This is a genomic window from Myxococcales bacterium, assembly GCA_022563535.1.
Lineage (GTDB): Bacteria > Myxococcota_A > UBA9160 > UBA9160 > UBA4427 > DUBZ01.
Window position 1 is genome coordinate 19,745 of the sequence record JADFNE010000032.1, and the last position, 22,315, is coordinate 42,059.

Consider the following 22,315-nt stretch of genomic DNA (forward strand, 5'->3'; position numbering starts at 1 on the left):
AGCGCAACACTGGTGCAGTGATGGGCTTTTGGCCCATATATCCGGTTGTGCTGCCCCAGGAGCGTGCGAGGTGTGCCTATTCGGGCTTGCGCATGCGTACTGCGCGCGCGTGGGCGGTCAGTCCCTCGCGCGTGGCAAAGTCCACGACCGCGTCGGCATCCTCGGCGACGCTCACATCGTCGTATTCGAGCGTGCTGCTCGCTTTGATGAAGTCGTTACACGACAGAGGCCCGAAGAAGCGCGCGGTTCCCCCGGTGGGGAGTACGTGGGAGGGGCCGGCAAAATAGTCACCGAGGGGAACGGGTGTGTTGACGCCGGTGAAGATCGCCCCCGCGTCCAGGATCGCGTCCGCGCAAGTCGCGTCTTCCGTAGTCATGATCTGCAGGTGTTCCGGCGCGAAGCGGTTCGCGATCGAACAAGCACTGGCGAGGTCCCGCACGAGGATGATTGCCCCATAGGATTCGAGTGCGGGACGAATCACATCGGCGCGCTCGAGTTCGCTGAGTTGCGATTCGACGCACTTCTCGACTTCGGTCGCAAATGAAGCATTCGGCGTGATGAGCACTGCCGAACCCGGGTTGTGTTCCGCCTGGGCGAGTAGATCGGCCGCAACCCAGTCTGCCCGGGCGCTCTGGTCGGCGACGATCACGACTTCGCTCGGCCCGGCGATCGAATCGATCCCCACCCGTCCAAAGAGCTGCCGCTTGGCTTCGGCGACGAACGCATTGCCCGGGCCAACGATCTTGTGGACCGCGGGGATGGACTCTGTCCCATACGCCATGGCGGCCACCGCCACGGCTCCTCCCAGACGGTAGACCTCGCTGATCCCGAGTTCGCCCGCGAGTGCGAGCGCCATCGAATTGATTTCGCCATCGGTCGGAGGGGAGACCATGACGATTTCACTGACACCCGCGACCTGGGCGGGAACGACCGTCATGAGCACCGTTGAGGGATAGAGCGCCTGTCCGCCGGGTACATAGACGGCCGCGCGTTTGATCGGCGTGTAGCGCACCCCGAGTTTGCGCCCGCCGCGAACAAGTGGTGCGGGGGCTTTGATCAGGATGTGCTCTTGATAGGCCCGGATGTTGTCGATCGCGCGGCGCATCAGGGCGAGAAACTCGGGCTCGGCTGCGGCGTGGGCTTTGGCGATCAATTCCGCGGGAACGCGCAAACTCTCGGGGGAGATGTCTGCACGATCGAAGCGCGAAGTCAGTTTCGCCGCGGCCTCGTCGCCGCCGCTGCGCACCTGGCTCAAGATGTCCGAAACAATCGCGGGTACGTCGAGGTCCGACGCCGCGTCGGCTCCCAGCAGTCCGCCAGCGAGAAGAACGGCGAGCAAGGCATCGAGTTCGGCCTCGCCGCTCGGGCTGCTCATTTGAATCAAGCGAATTGCGCTCATGCTTTGTCGCCACCCTCGCCGAGACTGTGCTCAGCCGCTTCGAAACCGCAGTATAATAGTTCTTGTCACCCGCGCGAAATCGAGTCCGAGAGGGTAGTCTGCCGGGGGGCTAGACGCCGACAAACGAAGAGAAGCCGCCGAGCCGCCGAGCCGTAGAACCGATGATACCCGCGCTGAAAAGATTCTTCCGATTCCTCATTTCCGGCGATCCCGGAAACCAGCCCCACCCGGCGCCGCCGACTAACCTCGACGCAAAGGTCACGGAAACCTCCGAGTCAAGCGCCGACACCGAATCCCGGGCAAACCATTTCACGAGGAATCAGATCCTCGAGGATCTGGTGGCCCACATCTGTTCAACGATGCCCGACCCCCGATCTCCCGACGAGATCGATATCCGCTTGCACATGTACGATGCCGGCTATCTGACGTCCATAACCGCAGCAGACCTGCTCGTCCACGTCGATGCTCGCTATGGGATCGATATTTCGGAGACCCAGCTCATTGGACCGCTGCAAAATCTCGACGCCCTCGCCCGGTACGTTGCGTCGGGTCGCTAGCCCGGCTTGCCCTCACCCTTACTCCCGTCATCCAGCCACCGTCCCAGCACGCGAACGAGTTCAGCGGGTTGAATCGGCTTGCTCACATAATCGTCCATTCCCGCGGCTAGACACTGTTCGCGGTCGCCCTGCATCGCGTTGGCGGTTACGGCGATGATCGGAATCCGATTCGTGGACTCCGACTCTCGAATGGCTCGAGTGGCCCCGTAGCCGTCGAGGATTGGCATCTGGCAGTCCATGAAGACGAGGTCGAATGCCGATTGCTGAAGAGCGTCGACGGCCTGCTGACCGTCTTCGGCGATCACCACCGTGCAGCCTAGTTTTGTCAGCATCTTCTTCACGACCTTCTGGTTCACCAAATTGTCTTCTGCCACGAGGATGCGGGCCTCGAAGAACATGGCTTCGGGCTGTGGGGGATTCTTCGCGCTCGACTTGACGTCTTGCGTTTCGCCCTTGGCCTCGTCGAATTGAAAAGGAATGACAAACCAAAACGTCGATCCTTCTCCCTCAGTGCTTTCGACGCCGATCTCGCCTCCCATCAACTCAACCAGTTGTTTGGAGATTGCGAGCCCGAGACCGGTTCCGCCGAACACGCGAGTGGTTGAGGCGTCGGCCTGGGTAAACTTGTCAAAAATGTTCTCGAGGCGATCCCATGGAATGCCAACTCCGGTGTCTTCGACCGCGATGCGAATCTTCGCAGATGTCTCGTCGCGGGATTCACAGCTCACCTTGATCACGATCGTCCCTTCGGGCGTGAACTTGATCGAGTTCCCTGCCAGGTTCAGCATGATCTGTCTCAGCCGGCCGTCGTCCCCGACCAGATGACGTGGGACATCCTCTGCGATCTCCGCGTGCATGCTCAGGTTACTGTCCTGGGCTCTCGAAGACAGGAGCCCGACGACCCCTTCCACGGTCGAGACAAGATTGAACGGCAATGGCTCGATTGCGAGCTTGCCCGCCTCCATCTTCGAAAAGTCGAGTATGTCGTCGATGATCGTGAGCAGTGCAGTCCCCGAACTGGCGATGGTTTCTGCTTGTTCGCGCTGTTCAGCGTCGAGCTCGGTATCGAGCAACAAGTTGGTCATGCCGATCACACCGTTCATAGGTGTGCGGATTTCGTGACTCATGCTGGCGAGGAATTCACTTTTTGCGATCGATGCAGCCTCAGCACCCTCTTGCGCCTGTCGCAAGTGCGACTCGGCAAGCTTGTGCTCGGTAATGTCTCGAAAAATCCCGCTAAAATAGGTATTCGGGCCGACCTGAAATGTGTTGATCGCGAGATCCAGCGGAAATTCGTCCCCATTCCTTCGCTTTCCCGTGACCTCGCGGATCGTTCCGATCACGCGCTCTTCGCCGGATTCGAAGTACCGGGCAATGTGGCCATCATGAGCGCTGCGATCGGGTTCTGCGGCGAGTGTCGAGACGTTTTCGCCGATCACGTCGTCGCTGGTGAATCCAAAAATCTCTTCGGCTGCATTGTTGAAGGAACGAATGATCCCCCGTTGATCGATCAAGACATGTCCATCGAGCATGGTGTCGAGTACGGCGCGTTGGCGCGCTTCGCTGGCCTCTGCTTGCTTTCGGACGTCCTCGTGATCGCGCAGCAAATTCAAGGACGCGCGGCGCATTCGCTGCACTTCGTTCAGCTTCTCTGCCAGATTCAACTCTGATGTCTGCAACTGTTCGCGTTCGTTCTCGATGCGTCGCAGATATTCTTTCGCCTGCTCTTCGGCAAACTTCTGCTCCGAAACATCGCGGATGATCGCGGTGGTGGTGCCGTCCGTGGTCTCCCGGGCCCCAGGCTGATGTCGGCGGGAAACAAGTCTCCATTCTTGCGGCAGCCGAGCATTGGTTTTGTGCTCGACAGCTCCAAATTGACGGCGAAATCAGCACTGGGGATCGTGTCTTCTGAGGAATGCTGTTCTTTGAGCAGCAGGGTTGCCGGCTGGCCAATGACCTCGGCGGCCGATCGTCCAAATAGATTCTCCGCGCCCGGGTTGAATCCCACGACGAGTCCGTCCGGGGCGATCGTCACCACACCTTCGCTGATGTTGCGAACGATTGAGTCTGCGAGGCTGACTGCACCTTGCAGGGAATCCATCACCTTGTTGTAGAGAACGGCGATCTGGCCCAGTTCGGTGAAGGGTTCGGCTTGGACGCGAATATCGAGATTTCCAGTCTGCGCCTGCTCACTCATCACACTGAGCATGTCCAGGAGTTCGGTGGAGGCACCGTGTTCGGCGGCGCTCAATCCGATGTGTTCATCCTCAGGAGATACTCTCAGCGGAAAAATGCGGTTGATTCCCCGAAATACCACGGTTACCGCGCCAAATGTCCAAACGAAACAGACCAACACCCCGAGTAGTTGAACGGCGAATTGATCGAAGCGCGAGAGTCCGGTTCCAAGGGTCTCGAGGTCTCCAAACAGCGCGACTGCCAAGGTTCCCCAGACTCCCGCAGCGGCGTGGACCGGGAATGCGCCGATGACATCGTCGATCTCGTGGCGCTCGAGCAACTCGCTCATCCGCAGGGCGACCAACGCCCCCGCGGCTCCAATCACCACCGATATGGCGGGGCCGACGGCAAAGCATCCCGCGGTTATGGCAACGAGTCCCGCGAGGGATCCATTGACCAGATCCGAGTAGTGCACCTGGTTGCGCCAAAGGCCATTCCGGCCGCTGACCCTCCGCAAGCGGCGAGAATCGTGTTTGCAATGATCTTCGGAACCCTGTCGTCGAAGGCGAGAGTGCTCCCGCCGTTGAATCCGATCCATCCGATCCATAACAGGAGCGCTCCGAGCATCGCGAGGGGTGCATTGTATCCCGTAAACGGTTGCGTCCGCGTACCCCCGCCTTCGCGGGCGACAAAGCGATCCTTTCGGGGCCCAATGATCATGACCAAAGCGAGCGCGGCCCAGCCCCCGACTCCGTGAACCACGGTCGAGCCCGCGAAATCCACGAAGCCAAGCTGATTCAACCAACCCGCTTGTGCTCCATCGGCTCCGGCGTTCCACACCCAATGGCCAAACAACGGGTAAATCAGCGTCGAGAGGACGACTGTGACGAGCAGGTAGGATGAGAAGCGAATTCGTTCGGCGACGGCGCCGGAAACGATTGTCACGGCCGTTCCGCAGAACATCATCTGGAACAAAAAGACGGAGTAGGCGCTAGCGGATTCGCCGCTGACTTGGGTGAATATTTCGGGACTTCCGAGGACGCCGCCAAGCGAGCTGCCAAAGATGATCGCAAAACCCGCCGCCGCGAAGATGATGCTCGACAGGGCGAAGTCCGCGATGTTCTTGATCGCCACGTTGATACTATTTTTGGTTCGGGTCAGTCCCGATTCCAGGCACAAAAAACCTGCTTGCATCAACAACACGAGCGTGGCACTCAGGAGGATCCACAAAATGTCGATCGGTGAAGATTCCACTACGATGAGCCTCCCAGCTGCAGTTCTTCGTCATCGCTTACGTCATATTTAGCTTCGCTGCCGTTGTCGACGAGTAGGTTGTTCACTTCTGTCTTCAAGTCGACCATGCGAAGTTCGCGGTCTACCGAAAAATGGTTGAAGGCCTCGAGGTCAACGCGGCTCTGTTCGGCCTCGTCCAGGGCTCCGCGCAATTGGTCTTCTCGCTGGATGCGATCCGAAATGTCGTGCATGCAAGCGATGAACGAGACTTCACCATCACGGCTGGCCTTCGTGATCGAAATTTCAATTGGGAACTCGCTGCCGTCGGCGTGCAATGCGTTTACTTCAATTCGCTTTCCAGACAATTCTCGGGTGTGATCCGCAAGGATCTGCTGGACCCCTCTTTTGTGTGCTTCGTAGCTGGAGGCAGGAATCACGAGATCTGTGACTCGCGACCCGATTGCGGTGTTGCGAGGAAAGCCAAAAATCTTCTCTGCCGCATGATTGAATTCCGTAATCAGGCCCTCTTCGTCCATTGCGATGATGGCTTCGTCCGCTGAATCCAGAATGAAACCTTTGTGCAGCTTGCTCTGTTCGAGTTCGAATTCGACGCGAGTGCGCCGCATTGTCTCGTCGCCGAGCCGGCGCTCGCCTTCGGCCAACGCACTGGATCGGTCGATGATCGTGCGGCCGAGATAAGCGAGAATCCCAAGCACCACCATCGTCCCGAGCCCTACGAGCCACCATATGGCGTCGAAGCTCGCCTGGGTTCGCGCGATTACCAATTTGAGGGGTACCGAGACTTCGACGACCCCGCGAACGTCCCCAACCTTCCAGTCATTCCTGGGTGTCTGGGGGTGCGAGTTGTGACAGTTCACGCAAGCTTCGCGCATCAAGTCTGCCGTCGCGTAGTAGATCCATGGATCTTCGCCCAGGAGTTCCAGCCTGACGACGTGGGCCTTGGGGTCTGCACGCAAAGTATCAATCGTGTCGAGGTCGAGCTGACTCAGCGCTCCGCGTTCTTCTGCCCGCCACGGGAACGGGAACTCGCTGAAGAGACGGGTCTTGCCACCACCCCTGGCAGCCAGACGGTTTCCGAGCATCATGCTCAGGGTGGCGGGGAGGGGAATTGCGCCTTCGTGGGATTGGTAGTCATGGGTAATCCGGACACCGCTCTTTTTTGCGTTGCGGACGACTTCTGACGTATAGAGGGTACGAAACTCGCGGATCACCGTAGAGAGCTGCGAGGCGTTTTCGATTGCATTCGAGCGAATCAGATCATGCGAAAGCTGATTCATTTGCCAGTACACAAACCCGATCACCGCGAGGAAGACTGCCCCCGTCAGCCAGAGTTTGTTCTCCGTCTTGTCATCGAATGACGTCGACACGCCTAACCAACCCCCGGTTCGATCCGAAGCGCCGCAGCGGAAATTCGGCCCGCTTACACGGTTGTCGCATCGGGATGCCTGTGTGCGCGATCAATGACGAGAACCGGCTATCTGGGCGGGAGCCTGGTGCCGAATCGGGAAGCGAATTGCGACCATCACTCGTTTCGCGGCGCCAGATCGATGCGGATTCGCATTGCAAGAGTCTGCAAAAGTGCAACACTATCGTTGTGAACAAACGTTCGTGAACAACCCCTCGGTGCCCTTGCGGAATCCTCCGATTGAGACTCCCGCAGGCCCCGTGCCAGCAGGAGACCCTAGATGGCGAGTCCGGCCCCGGATTTCAACGAGTTCAATCTCGTTCACCCCGTCCACTACGCAGAACAAGGTTATCCCCACGAGACCTGGAAGTGGTTGCGGCAGAACGATCCAGTTCACTACTGGGAAGAAACCGAGGGCATCCCGTACTGGGCGATCACCAAGCACGCGGACATTACGACGATCGGCAAGCTGCCGACCAAGTTCCTCAACGGCCCGATGCTCACCATCAGTCACCTGCCCCCGGTCCCGACTAGTTTTCCCCCGACTTTGATTCAGCTCGACCCGCCAAAGCACGGCGTGTTCCGGCGACTCATCAGCAAGGGCTTCACTCCCCGTGCGCTTCGACGCTTTCATGCCGAAATCGACCGCATTGGCAAGGAGATTGTCGATGACCTGGTTCAAACCGAAGCCGGTGAATGCGACTTCGTGACGGAGATTTCCGCCCCGCTACCGATCGCGGTCATTGCCTGGATGCTGGGACTGCCGAAGGAAGACTGGAACCTGCTCTTTGATTGGACCAACCGGATCATCGGCGCCGGGGATCCCGAATTTACGGCCGAAGGCAAGACTCCCGAAGAATCCGCCAACGAAACCATGACCGAGTTGTTTCTCTACTTCACCAAGCTCGTCGAGGAGAAGACGAAGAATCCCGCCGATGATCTCGTAACCAAGTTCACCCAGATGGAGATCGACGGCCAGAAGCTGTCCCCGATGGACGTACTCACCTGGTGTCTCATCATTGTCATTGCGGGCAACGAGACCACCCGCAACGCGACCACCGGCGGCATGCTGGCGTTCATCGAAAACCAGGCCGAGCTTCGCAAGCTACAGCAAGACCCGAGCCTGCTCCCTCAGGCGGTCGAAGAAGTCGTGCGCTGGACTTCCCCCATCATTCACTTTGGACGCACCGCAACAGAAGACTTCGAACTCCGAGGCAAGAAGATTCGCAAGGACGATGTGCTGGCGCTCTTCTATCCCTCGGCCAATCGAGACGAAGAGATGTTCGAGCAACCCGACAAGTTCGACATTAGTCGAAATCCCAATCCGCACCTGGGCTTTGGGGTGGGAGAGCACTTCTGCCTGGGCGCTCATCTCGCTCGACTCGAAATCGAAGTGGCGTACAAGTACCTGCTGCCGCGCATCGAAGAGATAGAGCTCACGGGCCCGGTCGATCGCTTGCACTCGAGCCTGGTGGGCGGCGTCAAACACTTGCCGATCCGCTACAAGCTCAAGGCGCAGTAGAGGCGCAGGCGCCCACTTCGTGGCCTGCTATCGGAACCGGCTCGCGTGCGAAATTGCGTCCGGTACACTCAAAGCATGACGGACCGACACCCCTATCGAATTTCCGGCGATTTACCCCTCGCGATCGGACCCCTGAGCGACGCCCCATCCGATCGAGATTTCGTCGCACTATGTTGCTGGTTGCAAGAAAATCGAGCTTGGGTCCACGAGCAGCTCATGGAGCACGGCGCTCTGCGTTTTCGCGGTTTCGGGATCGACACACCCAAGCACTTTGAAATTCTTGCTCGCTCGATCGACGCAGAACTCAAAAACAACTACCTCGGTACGTCGCCGCGCAACGAGCTCACGGAGTACGTCTTCAGCGCGAGCGAATTGCCCGACTACTTTCCGATTCCTCAGCACTGCGAAATGAGCTTTTGCAGTACGCCGCCACGTCGACTCTTCTTTCAATGCCTCGAAGCACCCGCTGCCGGCAGTGGCGAAACGACTCTCTGCGATTTTCGCAAGGTCTGGCGCGATCTTCCCGACGAAATCTGCAAGCGATTCGAAGAGAAGGGTATCCGTATCGTGCGGAACTATGCCTGCAGGAACACAGAGTCCACGGAAAACGAGCGAAGCAACGATCCAACCATGCTCAAGAGTTGGGACGAGATGTTCGGGACCACCGATCGTAATGAAGTCGAAAAGCAGTGCCGCGAAGAGGGATTCGAAACCGAGTGGCTCGAGCACGACGGCCTGCGCCTGACCAGCACGCAGCCGGTGTTCAGGGATCATCCAGTCACCGGAACCCGAGCCTGGTTCAATCACACGACGACTTTTCATTCGGGCACTGCGCTCGCCGAGCTTTCACGCATTGCGAAGTACCGTCCCAGCGAGCGACACCAGGGGTTGGTGAAGATTGCGACATTGCTACAGGAAAAACTCGAAGCCACACCTCCCGAAGAGCGCTCGATGCACTGCACTCATCTCGACGGCAGTGAAATCTCACAGGCCGACCTCGAAGTCGTGCGCGACACGATCTGGAAGCATCTGGTTGTAGAGCCCTGGGAAAGGGGCGACGTCGTGGCAATCGACAACTATTCCATTTCCCACGGCCGCCTTCCTTATGAAGGAGCCAGGAAGATTGCGGTTTGCTGGGCTTGATCGGTAATCAGCACCGTAGACTTCGAGCCCTGGTTCTTTTGTGCGCCACGCTGCCGATCTTCGGCACCGCGTGCTCTACTGAAGCCAAGCGGCCCAATGTTCTGTTCATCGTGGTAGACGATCTCAGCGACTGGACTTCAGTGTTGAAGGGTCATCCCCAGGCCCGTACCCCAAACCTCGATCGATTGGCCGCGCGAGGGCTTTCCTTCACCAATGCCCACGCGCCCGCGCCGACCTGCGGCCCCTCGCGCGCGGCGGTAATGACGTCGATCCGTCCCAGCACTTCGGGCAACTACAAAAACACGGATACGTACACCGGCAATCCAGTGCTCAATCAGGCGCTTTCCCTGCCCGAGCTGTTTCAACGAGGAGGTTATCAGGTGACGGGCGCCGGCAAGCTATTTCACGGCCACCACTTCAAAACTGAACTCAAAGGACGCGGTTTTGACGTCTATTGGCCGTCCAAGGAAAACGATCACTACAAGGAGCCGAAAGCGCGCGCGCGGCCCAAGCCCATGGCGGACTGGGGCCAGGGCGCGAAGAGTTTCTGGGATTGGGGTCCGATGGCTCCTCATATTACTTTCGACGACATGTCTGATGGCCGCATGGTGAACTGGGCCCGAGAGCAGCTCCGCTCCGGGGCGATTCAAGAACCCTTCTTTCTCGCAGTTGGGATCATCCGACCTCATCTTCCCTTCTACGCGCCCCAGTTCTATTACGATCAGTACCCGATCGAGGAAATCGAACTCCCCGAAGTTCTGGAAGATGATCTCGCGGATGTCCCACTCGCTGGTCGAATGATGGGCATTGGCGAAGCGCAACATCAACAGATCACGAGCCACGGTCAGTGGAAGACGGCGGTCCAGGGTTATCTCGCAACGACCGCATTTGCGGATGACTGTGTCGGAAGAGTTCTCGATGGATTGCAGGACAGCGGCTATGCGGACAACACCATCGTGGTGCTGTGGTCCGATCACGGTTGGCAGTTCGGTGAAAAGAAACACTGGGCGAAGTTCACGCTGTGGGAGCGTGCCACCCGGGTCAACTTGATTTTTGCGGGCCCCGGTATCGTCGAGGGCATGAGCTCCGATGCGTCGGTCAACCTGCTCGACCTCTATCCCACGCTCGCCGAACTGACGGGGCTCGAGCTTCCCAAGAAGCAGATCGAAGGCCGTTCGCTAACCTCGCTACTCAGCGCGCCTGAACTTGCCTGGCCCTTTCCGAGCGTCACCACCTATGGCTATATGAACCACGCCGTGAGAGACCAGAACTGGCGCTACATCCGCTACCAAAACGGCACTGAAGAACTCTACGATCACCGAAACGATCCTCGCGAATGGACGAACCTTGCGCAGAACCCTGCCTATCGGGAAGTCAAGCAGAGCCTCGCACGTGCGCTGCCCAACACGAATGCGGATCGAATCGAGGGGATTTCGGCTCCGCGAGTTCGCGCGCTGCCGTAGTTTCCACGTTCTGGAACTACATCACATTACCTAGGTGCCTGACCCAAGACTCTCGTGGAAAGCCCAGGCGGCGATGCACTGGTGCATGGGCGTCGCGACGAGTCTTGGGTCAGACACCTAGTTGCGGCAACCAAATGGAAACTACTGGGAAGCCCGTGCGAAACTCACTCTCGCCTTTGCGAATTCCAAGATTGAAAGAATTGCAACACTCAAGTTGTAATTTTTGGGGCCGATCAGTGAGGTTGGTCACAGTGTGACTGCGGCCAGCGGAGCTCGGACGAACCTGTCGTTCTGATGGCTCCTCGAAAAGAGCAAACCCAGCGAAAGCTGGGGACGCAAAGCCAGTGCCCTATTTCGGAAAACGCTTCCGAGCGGGTCGAACGGCTACCGAAGGGAGCACGCCATGACGAGCGAGCGCAAGCAACACACCCTGATGCTGGTTCTTCTGATTCCACTTCTGGTCTCCGCAGGGACCCCGCCCCCAGTTGTTCTCGAAGCACGAGAGTTCGTTCCGATACCCCCGCCACACTATGTAGAGGTGAGAGACTTTCTCGCGTCTCGTCGCACTCGGCTCCCCGATTCGGAAATCAAAGTTTTGACCCGTACGATTCTCGACGAAGCGCGCCGAAGTGGCATCGAGCCGCGTTTGATCCTCGGCTTGATCCACGTCGAGAGCAGCGGAAACTCGAGGGCCGTATCCCGGGTGGGTGCGTTGGGTCTGATGCAGTTGCGTCCCGACACCGCTGCCGCCATGGCGCGAGAACTCGAGATTCAATGGGATGGGCCGGAGAGTCTTTTCGATCCCAATCTCAATGTTCGCCTGGGTGTGCGTTATCTGACCCGATTGATTGACCGGTTCGGCGATATCGATGTCGCCCTTGCCGCCTACAACTTTGGACCCACCCGCATCGCCCGGGCGATCCGCCGAGGGCGTCCGGTGCCGGTTCGTTACTCCGACAAGGTGCACCGCGCATACCTTGCAACTACAGTTTCAACGACAGCCTTGATCTAGCAGCCTGTTGAGGCGCGGTTTAAAAGCCGATTACGTTCGTCGTGATCGTCCCGATCGTGAAAAGCATGCCCATGGCAGCACTCCAGCGCAGGCCTTCGCTTGACTTCGTATCCGATAGGCGGCGGTACACCCGAATCATTGTGTAGAACGCAGCGAGGATCCATGCGTCGAGCGCAAACCGCCCGACGAATGAAAGCGCTCCGGGGTTCTCGAACTGCACGCCCACGGTCAATACCAACACGACACCCAGCAGGATTGCGATTCTCGGCAGTACGACGCGAAGGCCGCGCTCGCCCTCGGCGTTGGGTCCAAAGAGGCCAGCGTGGGGTGGTTTCGTGTGGGCAAGAATCTTTCGCGCGGTTTCGTGGGCACGCTCGGCTTCTTCGGGCTCGGTCTCTGGGCTGAACGGGCCGAGCTCTCGCTGCATGAGCTCTCGAACCGCTTGCTGTTGGAATTCATGATTCCTACCCGTCATCATGAAGATCAGTCCGATGTACCCGGTCGGGAGAACGGGCGCTTCTTCAAACACTTGCAGCTGTTGAAACGGTCGCGCGGGCTCGCGGTGGTGATCCGCGTGGCGAGACAGGCCCGTCAGTCCGTAATAGGTAAACCAAGAATGAGTGTCCCAGGAGTCGCTTGGCCGTATCCGGCGTGCGGTTCTGCGCAGACCCCAATGTTCGAAATAGTTGACGACCTCGAGCAGGCGCGATGCCATGAAGGCTTGAACCAGGAAGACTGCAAAGGATGCAGGTCCAAACTGAAACCAGATCGCAAAGCCGATTCCCCAACCGACCACGATCCCATGCAGCACCCGGTTGCCCAGGGTGCGTACGTCGAAGAAAGGCATGTTGGGGTCGCCGAGACGCTTGGCTTCGATTCGCCAGGCGCTGCGCATCTGGGCCGGCACGGTTCTGCGGTAGAAGGCCTCGTAGGACTCGCCGAAGCGGGCGGTCGCCGGGTCGTCGGGCAAGCCGACCTTTACGTGATGGCCTCGCAGATGCTCGGTGTAGAAGTGCTCCTGCAGAACCGACGCGAGCACGAGCCGACCCAATGTTCGCTCAAAGAGATTGTTTCGGTGAATGAGTTCGTGGGCGTTGATGATCGAAAACCCAGAACTCCCCCCGACGACGAGCAACACCATCGCGGTGTCGACCGAGAAGAAACCCTGGATCGCGTACATCCGCGCGAGTTCGAAGACGATCAAGAGTTGCAGACCGGCGAGAAAGTAGACCAATCCATCGAAGGGCCACCCGGGCGTGCTCGCCACCGGCTGTCGTCGTTCTACGGTTGCATTCGAATCGATGTCGAGTAAGAACACGGAAGGCAACATGAATAGAGGTGCGACGTACCAGGGATGGGGGCCCGTCCACAGAAACGCCAACGTGCTGATCGGGAACAACAGAGATGTGAGGTGGCGAGTCCAGATCCAGGAAACAGCTGGCCAGCTCAGCGCGTGTTCCGCGGCTTCGGGGGAAACAGATGAAGTAGAGGGTTCGAGCGACACAGGCTTCCTCGCGGCTTTTCGGAGCTTTCTCGGGGTCTACTAACGAGTCGTTACGCAGTGGGCGCGCGTAGGGCAGAAAACGATTGACGTGATTATCGGGCACAAACCGAGTGCGGTAAAGGAAAATCCGATGCGTTTCGGTTCAGTCCAGGTCTCGCCTCATCAACTTCACCAAGCTGTGGAGTAGCTTGAGCTCTCCTACCCGCGGCCGCGACCGCCCAAACAGTCTGCGGATTTTTGCCAGGGCGATATCGCGCCCGGCGTCGACGAGAAAATCTCGCGAATCCAGCGTCTCCTCCAGGTATTTGTAGAAAAATTCCATGTCGCTCTGAGGCGGGTAGTCAATTGACTTGGGGTCGGGTGGCTGGAACTGGTCCGAGGCCAGAAAAATTTCGTAACAGAGCAATTGCACAGCGGATGCGAGGTTGAGCGACGGGAACTCGGGGTTGGTTGGAATCGCAAGTTGGAAATTGCATGCGTTCATGTCGTGGTTGCTGAGGCCAGTTCGCTCTGGACCAAACAGTACCGCGACGGGTGCGCGATCTGTGGCGTCGCGCACGAGTCTCTCGCCGCAGGTTCTCGCACTGAGGGTTGGATGGGGGTGTGCGCGGTTGCGAGATGTCGTCCCGACCACGGTCGGACAGTCTCCAATCGCATCCTCGAGGTTCGACACGATCTTGGCAGCAATCAAGGTGTCGATCGCCCCGACCGCGCGACGCTCGGCATCGTGGGATGGGAAGTTTACGGGGCGAACGATGTAGAGGCTCTTCATCGCCATCGTCTTCATCGCCCGGGCAACCGCGCCAATGTTGCCGGGGTGCTGAGGTTCAACGAGAACGATGCGAATGTTGTCGAGGCTCAATGTCTTTCCTCGTTTCTTCTGATTCGTCAGCCCATATCGATGTCGAAGCGGTCGATATAGGGTACAAAGCGCGTCGTTACATCCTCGACGGTCAAGCCCCAGTCGTCCAACTGATACTGGTGTTTCCCGTGCTGCCCTTTTGGGTGGGCCGCGATGTGGGTGTTCATCGCCTGTCTTGCTGCATCGCCGAGTTCCAGGTCGAAGTGATCGTAGATCTGCCCCACGACTCCCATCGAGTCCGCTACGAAACTATCGTGTTTGACGTCGATGAAGCGCGCGGGGTCGCATTGGTCCCGCAACGCGAGCCCGCGCTCGAGGGACGTGGCGTAGAAGTCCATCACGATCGGGCCGAGCTCTTGCTTCGACATCTCAACCTGATCTTGCATCAGCATGTGGGTCATCGAACAAATAGAAGCCGTGCAGGCCAGCGGGTCGCGGTGACTCCATACGATTGAAACGTCGGGAAAGGTGTCGATCAGCGAATCGATGCCCCACATATGCGCCGGTGCCTTCAAGAGCCAGCGGTCCCCCGGGCGCTGCCAGTCGAGCATCTGCAGCAGCAGACGGTAGTAGGAATACATCTCGTGCAAATCCTGCTTCCGGTACCAGGAACCGTACGGTTCCAGCATGACTTCGGTGCCGAAGTGTACGCCGCCCAGGGAATAGGCGTGGAGCAGTACGCACTCTTCGGGAGTGTCCGCGCTGGAGAAGTGCATCTTGGTGAACTCGGGATTCTCTTTCCGGCTCTGTTTGTAGTAGGCCTCGATGGCATCGTGGCGCGGATCGCTGGCTCCGGGTGCAAGGCCTTCCATCGGATCCGGGAACTGGGTCTCCCACAACAACAGCGCTCGTGCGGATGGGTCGGCGCCGAGCAGGTTGAAGAGCGCAGAGGTCCCCGAGCGGGGCATGCCCGTGAGCACCATCGGAGAATTTATCGGCCGCTCTTTGATCTCGGGATACTTCCGCAGCGCCTCCGCGACGCGAAGTCGCGTGGCCAACAGGCCAACGACGCGACGGTACGCTTTTTTGCGTCCCTTGGTACTGGTGATGTGGCTGTCGTAGGTGCGGAGCAGGACATCGAGCGCTGGGCGGAAATCTCCCGGACCGAAGTCGGCGAGCTGCGTATTGCCGCGCGCATCTTCAAGCAGGGCTTCGGGGTCAAAGCGGATTTGACTCGTGTCATTGCTCAACGGAAGGGGGTCTCCGGGTAGTTCGCTGGGGGTCACTCACTTTTGACGATAGCGAAGAGCTGGCTCCAGGTGTTTTAGATTTCGTGGACGCTTCGGGTTGCGCAACTCATCGAAAAGCGGCTCGAGGCCGTTGGCCTTCACTTCGTAGAGCATCCCCAACAACTCGCCCAGCCTGCCCTTCGGAAAACCGTTCTTCTTGAACCAGACGACATACGGCTCTGGAAGATCGATCAGGACTCTTCCCTTGAAACGGCCGAACGGCATGGGCATGCGCGCCAGGTCATACATCATCGAAGGGTCTGGGACATTTACAAGCAATGCCGGGGAGTTTTTGGAATCAGCCATTTTCGATGTCACCCGTTTACGCTGGCGGGACGGTGGCGGGGACGAGGCTCCTGACCCCCGGCGTGCATTCTAGCTTGCGCCCAGCTGGCAGGCTCGTGTCAGCGCCTCGGCGGAAGACAGCGCGAAGCGTTTCTGAAGCCGGCGAACCCAGAAATAGCCGATCTTCGAGAGAGGGACCGCGGGACGTGAGAATGCGAGTATTTCGTAGCTCACTTCCCCGGTTGTCGGATCGAAGCTGACCGCGAATCGTTCCTCACCCCGCTCGACGTGACCCGGAAGCGTGCCATACGCGAAGACCGCTTCGTTGGAGGTGTCGTCGGCACATTCCGCGTAGACGACTCGGCACGGGTTGAGGAACCAAAGACCAGCAAAACGGGTCAAGGTTGCGACAATCTGATCGGATTTCGGTTGCGTCTTGTCGCCATGAAACTCGAGCCAGGGAATCTCGAACTGTCGCCACGCCAACAAAGATGTTCGAGCCCGCTCAAAGAGATCGCGACCGATCCCCAATGAAAAACGGTGCCGGTCTACGTCGTAGTGGACTGCGATGGAATCGAGAGAAGCGGAAGTCGCGGTCGCTCCTACTTCGGGATAACTGAACGAGCTGTCGGAAAGACTCAGGTGATCGTCGATCTCAATTTGGGACGGACGGCAAAACCGAATCACTTGATCGCTCCCGCTACTGCCGCTCAACCGAGTCGTCCGTCTCCTCGGGATAGAAGCGCCAATCCTTTCCCACGATCAGACGCGCGCCGCGGCGATATGTGAAATAGGACCAGACCCATTGAAGTACCACGAACAGGCGATTCTTGAATCCGGCGAGGTAGTAGATATGAATGACCAGCCACGCCGCCCAGGCCGTGATCCCGGCGAACTTGATGTTTCCAGATTCGAGGATCGCACGGCGTCGACCAATGGTGGCCATCTGGCCCTTGTCGTGAAAGCGAAAGTCCGGATAACTGCCTCCACGCACCATCTTGCGTATGCGGCGCGCGAGATATCGCCCCTGCTGGAGCGCGGCGGGCGCCATGCCGGGCAGCGGATTGCCGTTTTCATCGGCGACGTGGGCTTGATCGCCCGCGATGAAGACTTCGGGATGCCCCGGAAGACTGAGATCGCCACCGACCATCACCCGCCGCTGCCGATCGAGCTTTGCCCCCAACCGAAGTCCCAGGGATGAGGCCTTGACGCCGGCGGCCCAAAGGACAGTCCGGCACGCGAGGCGTTTACTCCCGACGTCCAGGCCACTGGCGTCGATGTCGGTTACCGGGCTTTCGGTCCAGATCTGCACTCCGAGACTCTCGAGATCCCGAACTGCGCGGGCAGCGAGTTTGTCGTCGAACGTTGGAAGGATCCGCGGCCCGGCTTCAATCAAGATGATCCGGGCCAGCGCCGGATCGATCTGTCGAAAATCTCGCGTGAGTGTAAAGTGGCTCATCTCGCCAATGGCCCCCGCGAGTTCCACTCCGGTCGGCCCGCCGCCCACGATTACAAAGGTCAGCAGAGATCGTTTGACTTCGGGTTTGGTTTCCTTTTCCGCTTCCTCGAAGGCCGAAAGCACCCGTCGTCGAATCTCGGTCGCCTGTTCCAAGGTTTTGAGCCCCGGCGCGTATTCTTCCCAGGCCTCGTTGCCGAAGTACGCGTGCTTGGAGCCGCAGGCCAGAATGAGATAGTCGTAAGGATGATCGCCCGCGTCGCTCACCACTACCCGTTTGGACAAGTCGACGTCAAGCACTCGCTCTCGCAATACTCTGATGTTGCGAGCCCGGGACAGGATCCCGCGGATCGGTTCGGCAATTTCAGCCGGGCTCAACCCCGCGGTTGCGACCTGGTAGAGCAAGGGTTGGAAGAGGTGGTGATTGCGTTCGTCGATCAGGATGACGTCGATGTCGCGCGCGTTGGCGAGGCCTTTGGCTGCGTTGAGTCCTGCGAAACCGCCGCCGACGATGATTACGCGCTTCGTCATCACAGCAGGCTAGCCGCTTCGCGTTACCCGTCCAACCAGTTCACGAACTGTCCGTGGAAGCCGCACTCGGCAAGTACGCGATCCTCTCGTACGCCGCTTCCGGGCCAAAGAGAGAGTCGAAGCTCGCATACATCCACGGAACTCGCTTCCATGCGAAGCCACGCGAGGGGAGCCGTGGTATCCGCGGCAGCTCCCTTCTCCGCAAGCAGCGCCTCGACGCCCCGCCGGTCTTCGTGAGTCATGTAGTACCAGAAAACCGAGTGGAAGATGACCGTCACTCGACCGGGCGAAGGGGCGGCCAGCTTTGCTTCGAGCCAAGGCAGGGCGCGGGCTGCATCGATCTCGACCCGCGCGTTCCGCACTCGTTCTGCAGCCTGGGCAAAACGTTGGCGACGTTCGGGTTGATCGGGCCAAATGAACGAATCCAAGCGAAATTCCGCTTCCGCCTGGCTGAGGTCGATCGGAAACAGATCACACGCTGCGCGCTCCGCGACGACTAGCTTTGCATCGAGCTTTGGCGGAGGGCCAGACCACGCCGTGTCGAGCAGAGGCAAGGCATCTGCCGCCCCCCAATGGCAATCTCCAAGTCGATAGCGATACTGATCCCAAATATGATTGAGCCCAGCGCTTGCGCCCAACTCGAGCTGTCGCAGCGGCATTTCCGTAGCGGCGGCAAGCTCGAGAAAGCCTCCGAGCAGAACCGCCGAGCGACACACTTCGTTGGTTTGAACTTGTTCCTCGAGTTCAGGAACGATGCGATCGGCCTCAGCCGACACCGCTGCAAGAAAGGCTTCCTCCAACCGAGGCGATTCGGGCTTTCCACCCATGCTCGGGTAATGGCGCGCCAACTCGGGCAATTCGCCTTTCAAGACGAGACGATGGACCGCTCCAAACAGACGCATCGCCACCGCATCCAAGAGGGCATTGCCCGACCATCCTTCCAATAGGCTGGCTACCGGTCCGCCTTTTTCGAGATCCCGGGCACACGCACGAGAGAGCGCAGTGTACAGCGGTGAGCCGAGTCGCTCACAAATATCTGCCTGTGCGTCGAAATAGCGTATGACATCTCGAGTTTGCATACGGGCAGTGCTTCCAATGCAGCGGTCTAATATAGTAGACACTACGTGTCCACGTATCGATAGCATGCTTCGAGCGAGACGGAGGTGTACTGGTGACGCATTCCATGATGACACGACTCGGGTTCCCTGCAGCCGCCGTGACACTGGCAATCTTGCTGGCTCCCAGTTTCGCTTCACCGGCAGACGCAAAACCCGATCGTCCCAACATCATCATAATGGTGGCGGACGATCTCGGTTGGGCCGACGTCGGGTTCCGGGGTGGTCCCATCGAGACCCCCTCCCTCGATCGTCTGGCCGCCGAGGGCACCGAGCTGCACCGCTTCTACACCACTCCGATCTGCTCTCCTACTAGAGCTGCCTTGATGACGGGACGGGACCCGATCCGGCTGGGCGTCATGTACGCGGTGATCATGGCTTGGGATACCAACGGCATTCATCCCGATGAACACTTCATGCCGCAGTCCTTTCAGGCGGCCGGTTACCAGACCGCCATGGTGGGCAAGTGGCACCTCGGCCATGCGCAACAGAGTTACCACCCGAACGAACGCGGCTTCGAGCATTTCTATGGCCATCTCCACACTGAGGTGGGGTACTACCCGCCCTTTGCCAATCAGGGCGGCAAGGACTTTCAGCAAAACGGCAAGTCGATCGAGGGTGATGGCTACGAGACGTTTCTCTTGAGCACTGAAGCATCGCGCTGGATCAAGGCGCGGGACAAAGAGAAACCGTTCTTTCTCTACATGCCGTTCATCGCCCCCCACACTCCACTCGACGCGCCACCCGAACTGAAGAAGAAGTACGAAGACATCGAAACCGATCTCGAACCCGCGCGCAGCAAGGGAACCGACGGAACCCGGCTCATGGCCAAACTCTTGCTGCGCCCGAGTGCGCGCCCGATGTACGCTGCCGTGGTCGATGCACTCGATCAGGCAATCGGCCGGGTGCTCGACACCCTCGACGACGAGGGCATCGCAGAAAATACCATTGTGCTCTTCTTCAGTGACAACGGCGGCGCCGCGTATTCAGTCGGGGGAGCCGACAACGCCCCTCTGCGCGGGGGCAAGGGGGATACCTTCGAGGGCGGCATCCGCGTGGTTTCATTGCTGCGATGGCCCGGCAAGGTCGCGGCGGGGGCAAAGATGGACCAGATCATGACCGCGATGGATGTCTTCCCGACCCTTGCTAGCGCGGCCGGGATTAAAACTCGCAACCGACGTTCGCTTGACGGACGCGACATGTGGCCCGCAATCGCCGAAGAAAAGAAAATATCCCGCAAGGAGTACATCTATTTTGGTTCGGAAACGCCCATCTACGGTTCGATCTCATTGACGGCGTTCAACGACGAATGGAAGTTGGTACAGGAAGTCGAACAGGAACAGATTTCGGCAACCGTCACCAACTACTTGTTCAAGATCAGCGAAGACCCCAACGAATACAACAACCTCGCTGCGGCTCATCCGGATGTGGTCGCGGACCTGGCGACCAAGATTCACGACTGGCGCGCGCTGTATCCCATCAGCGGAACCCGTAGCCAACTCGTCCCGCCTCCGGGCTGGAGAGCACCCAAGGACTGGGCCAGTTATCCGATTCCACTAGATGAGTTGCAGGACGAACCCGCCCCGGGGATGCCACCGCCCGGACTCGAGAAATTACTCGATCGCATGCACGGAGAACGCGGTCGCCTGATCTACGACTGCGCTCCGAAATGGTGGCTTGCCGGGGTCTGCCTCGAGGAAGACTGAACTGGAGACCTACTACTTAACTTTGTGTAGAAGTCATGCTGACTGTGCAGCTGACGTCTCAGTGCTTCCTGGAGTGCCCCCTGGGTTGAGACTCGGGGCCGGGTCGACGGTTCTACGGATCGAGTCGCTTCTTCGCCCTGCCGATCCGGAGGGAAACTGATCGCGTCGCTGGCCTGTCCGGTACGCAACGAGGCTTCCCAGGCTATGCCCAAAACGCTCTCGCTCTTGATTGTCGACGACAACCCCGGCGATCGAGAAATCTACACTTGCTTCCTCCAGAAGGACACCGAGCGCACCTACCAGATCCACGAAGCTGCCACGTTGGAAGAGGCGCGCCAGTGCATCGCCAAAACGAACTTCGACGTCGTGTTCCTCGACTACGGTCTTCCCGATGGCCCAGGACTCAAGTTGATCGAATGTCTGGAAGAGAATTCAGACGAAACTCCCGCGGCAACGGTCATCATGCTCACGGGGCAAGGGGGGGAAGAGATTGCCGCCGAGGCGCTGCGGGCCGGGATCAGCGACTACATCATAAAAGACAGTTTCAATGCTCAAGTCTTGATTCATGCCGTAGAAGCCGCTTTGTCCCGGGCGCGTCTGCGGCGCAAGCTCAAGCATCGCAACGACGAACTCCGCGCGCTGGCGAGCACGATGGCCCACGACCTTCGAACGCCCCTTGCCACCACGCAGAAGTCGGCTGCGATTCTGAAGCGGAGCGCTGCGGACAAGCTCAACGACAAAGAACGGCGAATACTCGATCGCATCATCGCGAGTCATCAGCGCATGGACCGCTTGATGGTCGACATGATCAAATACTCGCGAGTCGACGCATCCAAGGAGCCGACCCACCCGATATCGCTCCCAGAAGTTTTGCACGAGGTGCTGTTGGATCTCGAGGGCCAGATCGATGAATCCGGGGCATTGATTTCGATTGGGTCCCTGCCGATTGTTGTGGGCGAGCACCATCATTTTCGATCCCTGTTCATGAATTTGATCGGCAACGCAATCAAGTTTTCCGCCGATGCACCACCCGAGATTCGGATATTCACCGAAAAATTCGACGACGAATCCGCAGTCTGTGTTGAAGACCAGGGCATCGGGCTGGATTGCCGGCACGCGAGCCGGATATTCGAAATCTTCCAACGTCTCCATACCGAGGACGAGTACTCGGGAACGGGGCTAGGGCTGGCGATCTGCAAGAAGATCGTCGGAAATTGGGGCGGGCGAATCTGGGTCGATTCCGTTCCGGGAAACGGCTGCCGCTTCTATTTCACAGTCGAAACCGCAAAGAAATATGCGAGTCTACCTGCACCCCGCGTGCGTCCCAAGAGACGACGGCCTGTCTGGGTTGCGATCGGCCACGAGTCTGGGAACAACCAGCAGGCGCGAAACATCAGCTCGACCGGTATCGGGATCTACTGCGACCCCTCGTCAAACGCTCTCACGGTCGGCCAGGAGATCGATCTAAAGCTCGAGTTGCCGTCCCTGTTGCCATTCGCATTGAACGGCATCGTTCGACACGTCACCCAACAGTCGAGTGTGTCGAGCCATGTTGGAGTCGAGTTCTTCGGACTCGAGACGGATCAACGGGCGCACATCTGCCACTACATCGATCATCGCGAATAGTCCGAATCCTCCGCCCCACCGCTTGCGCAATCGATGTCACGCTTGATCACCGGCATTTCAGGCGAACAACC

The 22,315-nt window shown here is 58.9% G+C and carries 19 protein-coding genes and 1 riboswitch; of the genes, 7 read left to right on the forward strand and 12 right to left on the reverse strand.

Annotated features, from left to right (window positions below):
* Window positions 1-76: 76 nt before the first annotated feature.
* Window positions 77-1,399: a histidinol dehydrogenase gene (gene hisD, locus IH881_11530; GenBank protein ID MCH7868319.1), complete on the reverse strand. Its 1,323-nt coding sequence runs from the start codon at window positions 1,397-1,399 to the stop codon at window positions 77-79.
* 161 nt (window positions 1,400-1,560) lie between these two features.
* Between hisD and IH881_11535 the strand changes: the two genes are divergently transcribed.
* A complete protein-coding gene (locus tag IH881_11535; GenBank protein ID MCH7868320.1) occupies window positions 1,561-1,956 on the forward strand; it encodes a hypothetical protein in 396 nt (131 codons plus the stop codon).
* On the opposite strand, the gene IH881_11540 is transcribed toward IH881_11535, so the two are convergent.
* Genes IH881_11540 through IH881_11555 form a run of 4 tightly spaced genes read right to left on the reverse strand, consistent with a single transcriptional unit; the run spans window position 1,953 to window position 6,752 of the window.
* Window positions 1,953-3,635 carry a PAS domain S-box protein gene (locus tag IH881_11540; protein MCH7868321.1) on the reverse strand — a complete coding sequence of 561 codons (1,683 nt, stop codon included), beginning with the start codon at window positions 3,633-3,635 and terminating at the stop codon, window positions 1,953-1,955. The genes IH881_11535 and IH881_11540 overlap by 4 nt on opposite strands.
* Window positions 3,617-4,606 (reverse strand): PAS domain-containing protein, encoded by a 990-nt coding sequence (locus IH881_11545; GenBank protein MCH7868322.1) that lies wholly within the window; start codon window positions 4,604-4,606, stop codon window positions 3,617-3,619. Before IH881_11545 ends, IH881_11540 begins: the two co-directional genes overlap by 19 nt.
* The gene (locus IH881_11550; GenBank protein MCH7868323.1) at window positions 4,555-5,385 is read right to left on the reverse strand and encodes an ammonium transporter; all 831 of its coding nucleotides are present in this window, start codon (window positions 5,383-5,385) and stop codon (window positions 4,555-4,557) included. Before IH881_11550 ends, IH881_11545 begins: the two co-directional genes overlap by 52 nt.
* The gene (locus IH881_11555; GenBank protein ID MCH7868324.1) at window positions 5,385-6,752 is read right to left on the reverse strand and encodes a PAS domain S-box protein; all 1,368 of its coding nucleotides are present in this window, start codon (window positions 6,750-6,752) and stop codon (window positions 5,385-5,387) included. The genes IH881_11550 and IH881_11555 overlap by 1 nt, the downstream gene beginning before the upstream one ends.
* A gap of 318 nt (window positions 6,753-7,070) precedes the next feature.
* Here IH881_11555 and IH881_11560 point away from each other — a divergent pair, with 318 nt between their 5' ends.
* From IH881_11560 to IH881_11575, 4 genes are all read left to right on the forward strand, one after another.
* Window positions 7,071-8,312 carry a cytochrome P450 gene (locus IH881_11560; GenBank protein ID MCH7868325.1) on the forward strand — a complete coding sequence of 414 codons (1,242 nt, stop codon included), beginning with the start codon at window positions 7,071-7,073 and terminating at the stop codon, window positions 8,310-8,312.
* A 75-nt stretch (window positions 8,313-8,387) separates the two neighbouring features.
* Entirely contained in the window at window positions 8,388-9,455 is a 1,068-nt protein-coding gene (locus tag IH881_11565; GenBank protein MCH7868326.1) for a TauD/TfdA family dioxygenase, read from the forward strand.
* Window positions 9,443-10,918, forward strand: coding sequence for a sulfatase (locus tag IH881_11570; GenBank protein ID MCH7868327.1), 1,476 nt, complete (start codon window positions 9,443-9,445; stop codon window positions 10,916-10,918). Before IH881_11565 ends, IH881_11570 begins: the two co-directional genes overlap by 13 nt.
* 300 nt (window positions 10,919-11,218) lie before the next feature.
* Window positions 11,219-11,310, forward strand: a riboswitch (cyclic di-GMP riboswitch).
* 11 nt (window positions 11,311-11,321) lie between these two features.
* Entirely contained in the window at window positions 11,322-11,930 is a 609-nt protein-coding gene (locus IH881_11575; GenBank protein MCH7868328.1) for a lytic transglycosylase domain-containing protein, read from the forward strand.
* Window positions 11,931-11,949: 19 nt separating this feature from the next.
* On the opposite strand, the gene IH881_11580 is transcribed toward IH881_11575, so the two are convergent.
* The 7 genes from IH881_11580 to IH881_11610 form a co-directional block, all read right to left on the reverse strand.
* On the reverse strand, window positions 11,950-13,434 hold the full coding sequence (locus IH881_11580) for an alkane 1-monooxygenase (GenBank protein MCH7868329.1): 1,485 nt from the start codon (window positions 13,432-13,434) through the stop codon (window positions 11,950-11,952).
* A 142-nt stretch (window positions 13,435-13,576) separates the two neighbouring features.
* Complete coding sequence (locus tag IH881_11585; GenBank protein ID MCH7868330.1) at window positions 13,577-14,296, reverse strand: RNA methyltransferase; 720 nt, start codon at window positions 14,294-14,296, stop codon at window positions 13,577-13,579.
* Window positions 14,297-14,322: 26 nt separating this feature from the next.
* Window positions 14,323-15,486, reverse strand: a complete 1,164-nt coding sequence (locus IH881_11590) for a sulfotransferase (GenBank protein ID MCH7868331.1) — start codon at window positions 15,484-15,486, stop codon at window positions 14,323-14,325.
* 36 nt (window positions 15,487-15,522) lie between these two features.
* Complete coding sequence (locus IH881_11595) at window positions 15,523-15,831, reverse strand: DUF3820 family protein (protein ID MCH7868332.1); 309 nt, start codon at window positions 15,829-15,831, stop codon at window positions 15,523-15,525.
* Window positions 15,832-15,900: 69 nt separating this feature from the next.
* Window positions 15,901-16,497: a DUF1990 domain-containing protein gene (locus tag IH881_11600; GenBank protein ID MCH7868333.1), complete on the reverse strand. Its 597-nt coding sequence runs from the start codon at window positions 16,495-16,497 to the stop codon at window positions 15,901-15,903.
* A 13-nt stretch (window positions 16,498-16,510) separates the two neighbouring features.
* Complete coding sequence (locus tag IH881_11605; GenBank protein MCH7868334.1) at window positions 16,511-17,797, reverse strand: NAD(P)/FAD-dependent oxidoreductase; 1,287 nt, start codon at window positions 17,795-17,797, stop codon at window positions 16,511-16,513.
* Window positions 17,798-17,820: 23 nt separating this feature from the next.
* Window positions 17,821-18,876, reverse strand: a complete 1,056-nt coding sequence (locus IH881_11610) for a DUF2332 domain-containing protein (GenBank protein MCH7868335.1) — start codon at window positions 18,874-18,876, stop codon at window positions 17,821-17,823.
* Between the two features lie 107 nt (window positions 18,877-18,983).
* Between IH881_11610 and IH881_11615 the strand changes: the two genes are divergently transcribed.
* Together IH881_11615 and IH881_11620 are read left to right on the forward strand one after the other, a co-directional pair.
* Entirely contained in the window at window positions 18,984-20,618 is a 1,635-nt protein-coding gene (locus IH881_11615) for a sulfatase-like hydrolase/transferase (protein MCH7868336.1), read from the forward strand.
* 204 nt (window positions 20,619-20,822) lie between these two features.
* The gene (locus IH881_11620) at window positions 20,823-22,244 is read left to right on the forward strand and encodes a response regulator (protein MCH7868337.1); all 1,422 of its coding nucleotides are present in this window, start codon (window positions 20,823-20,825) and stop codon (window positions 22,242-22,244) included.
* Window positions 22,245-22,315 lie beyond the last annotated feature (71 nt).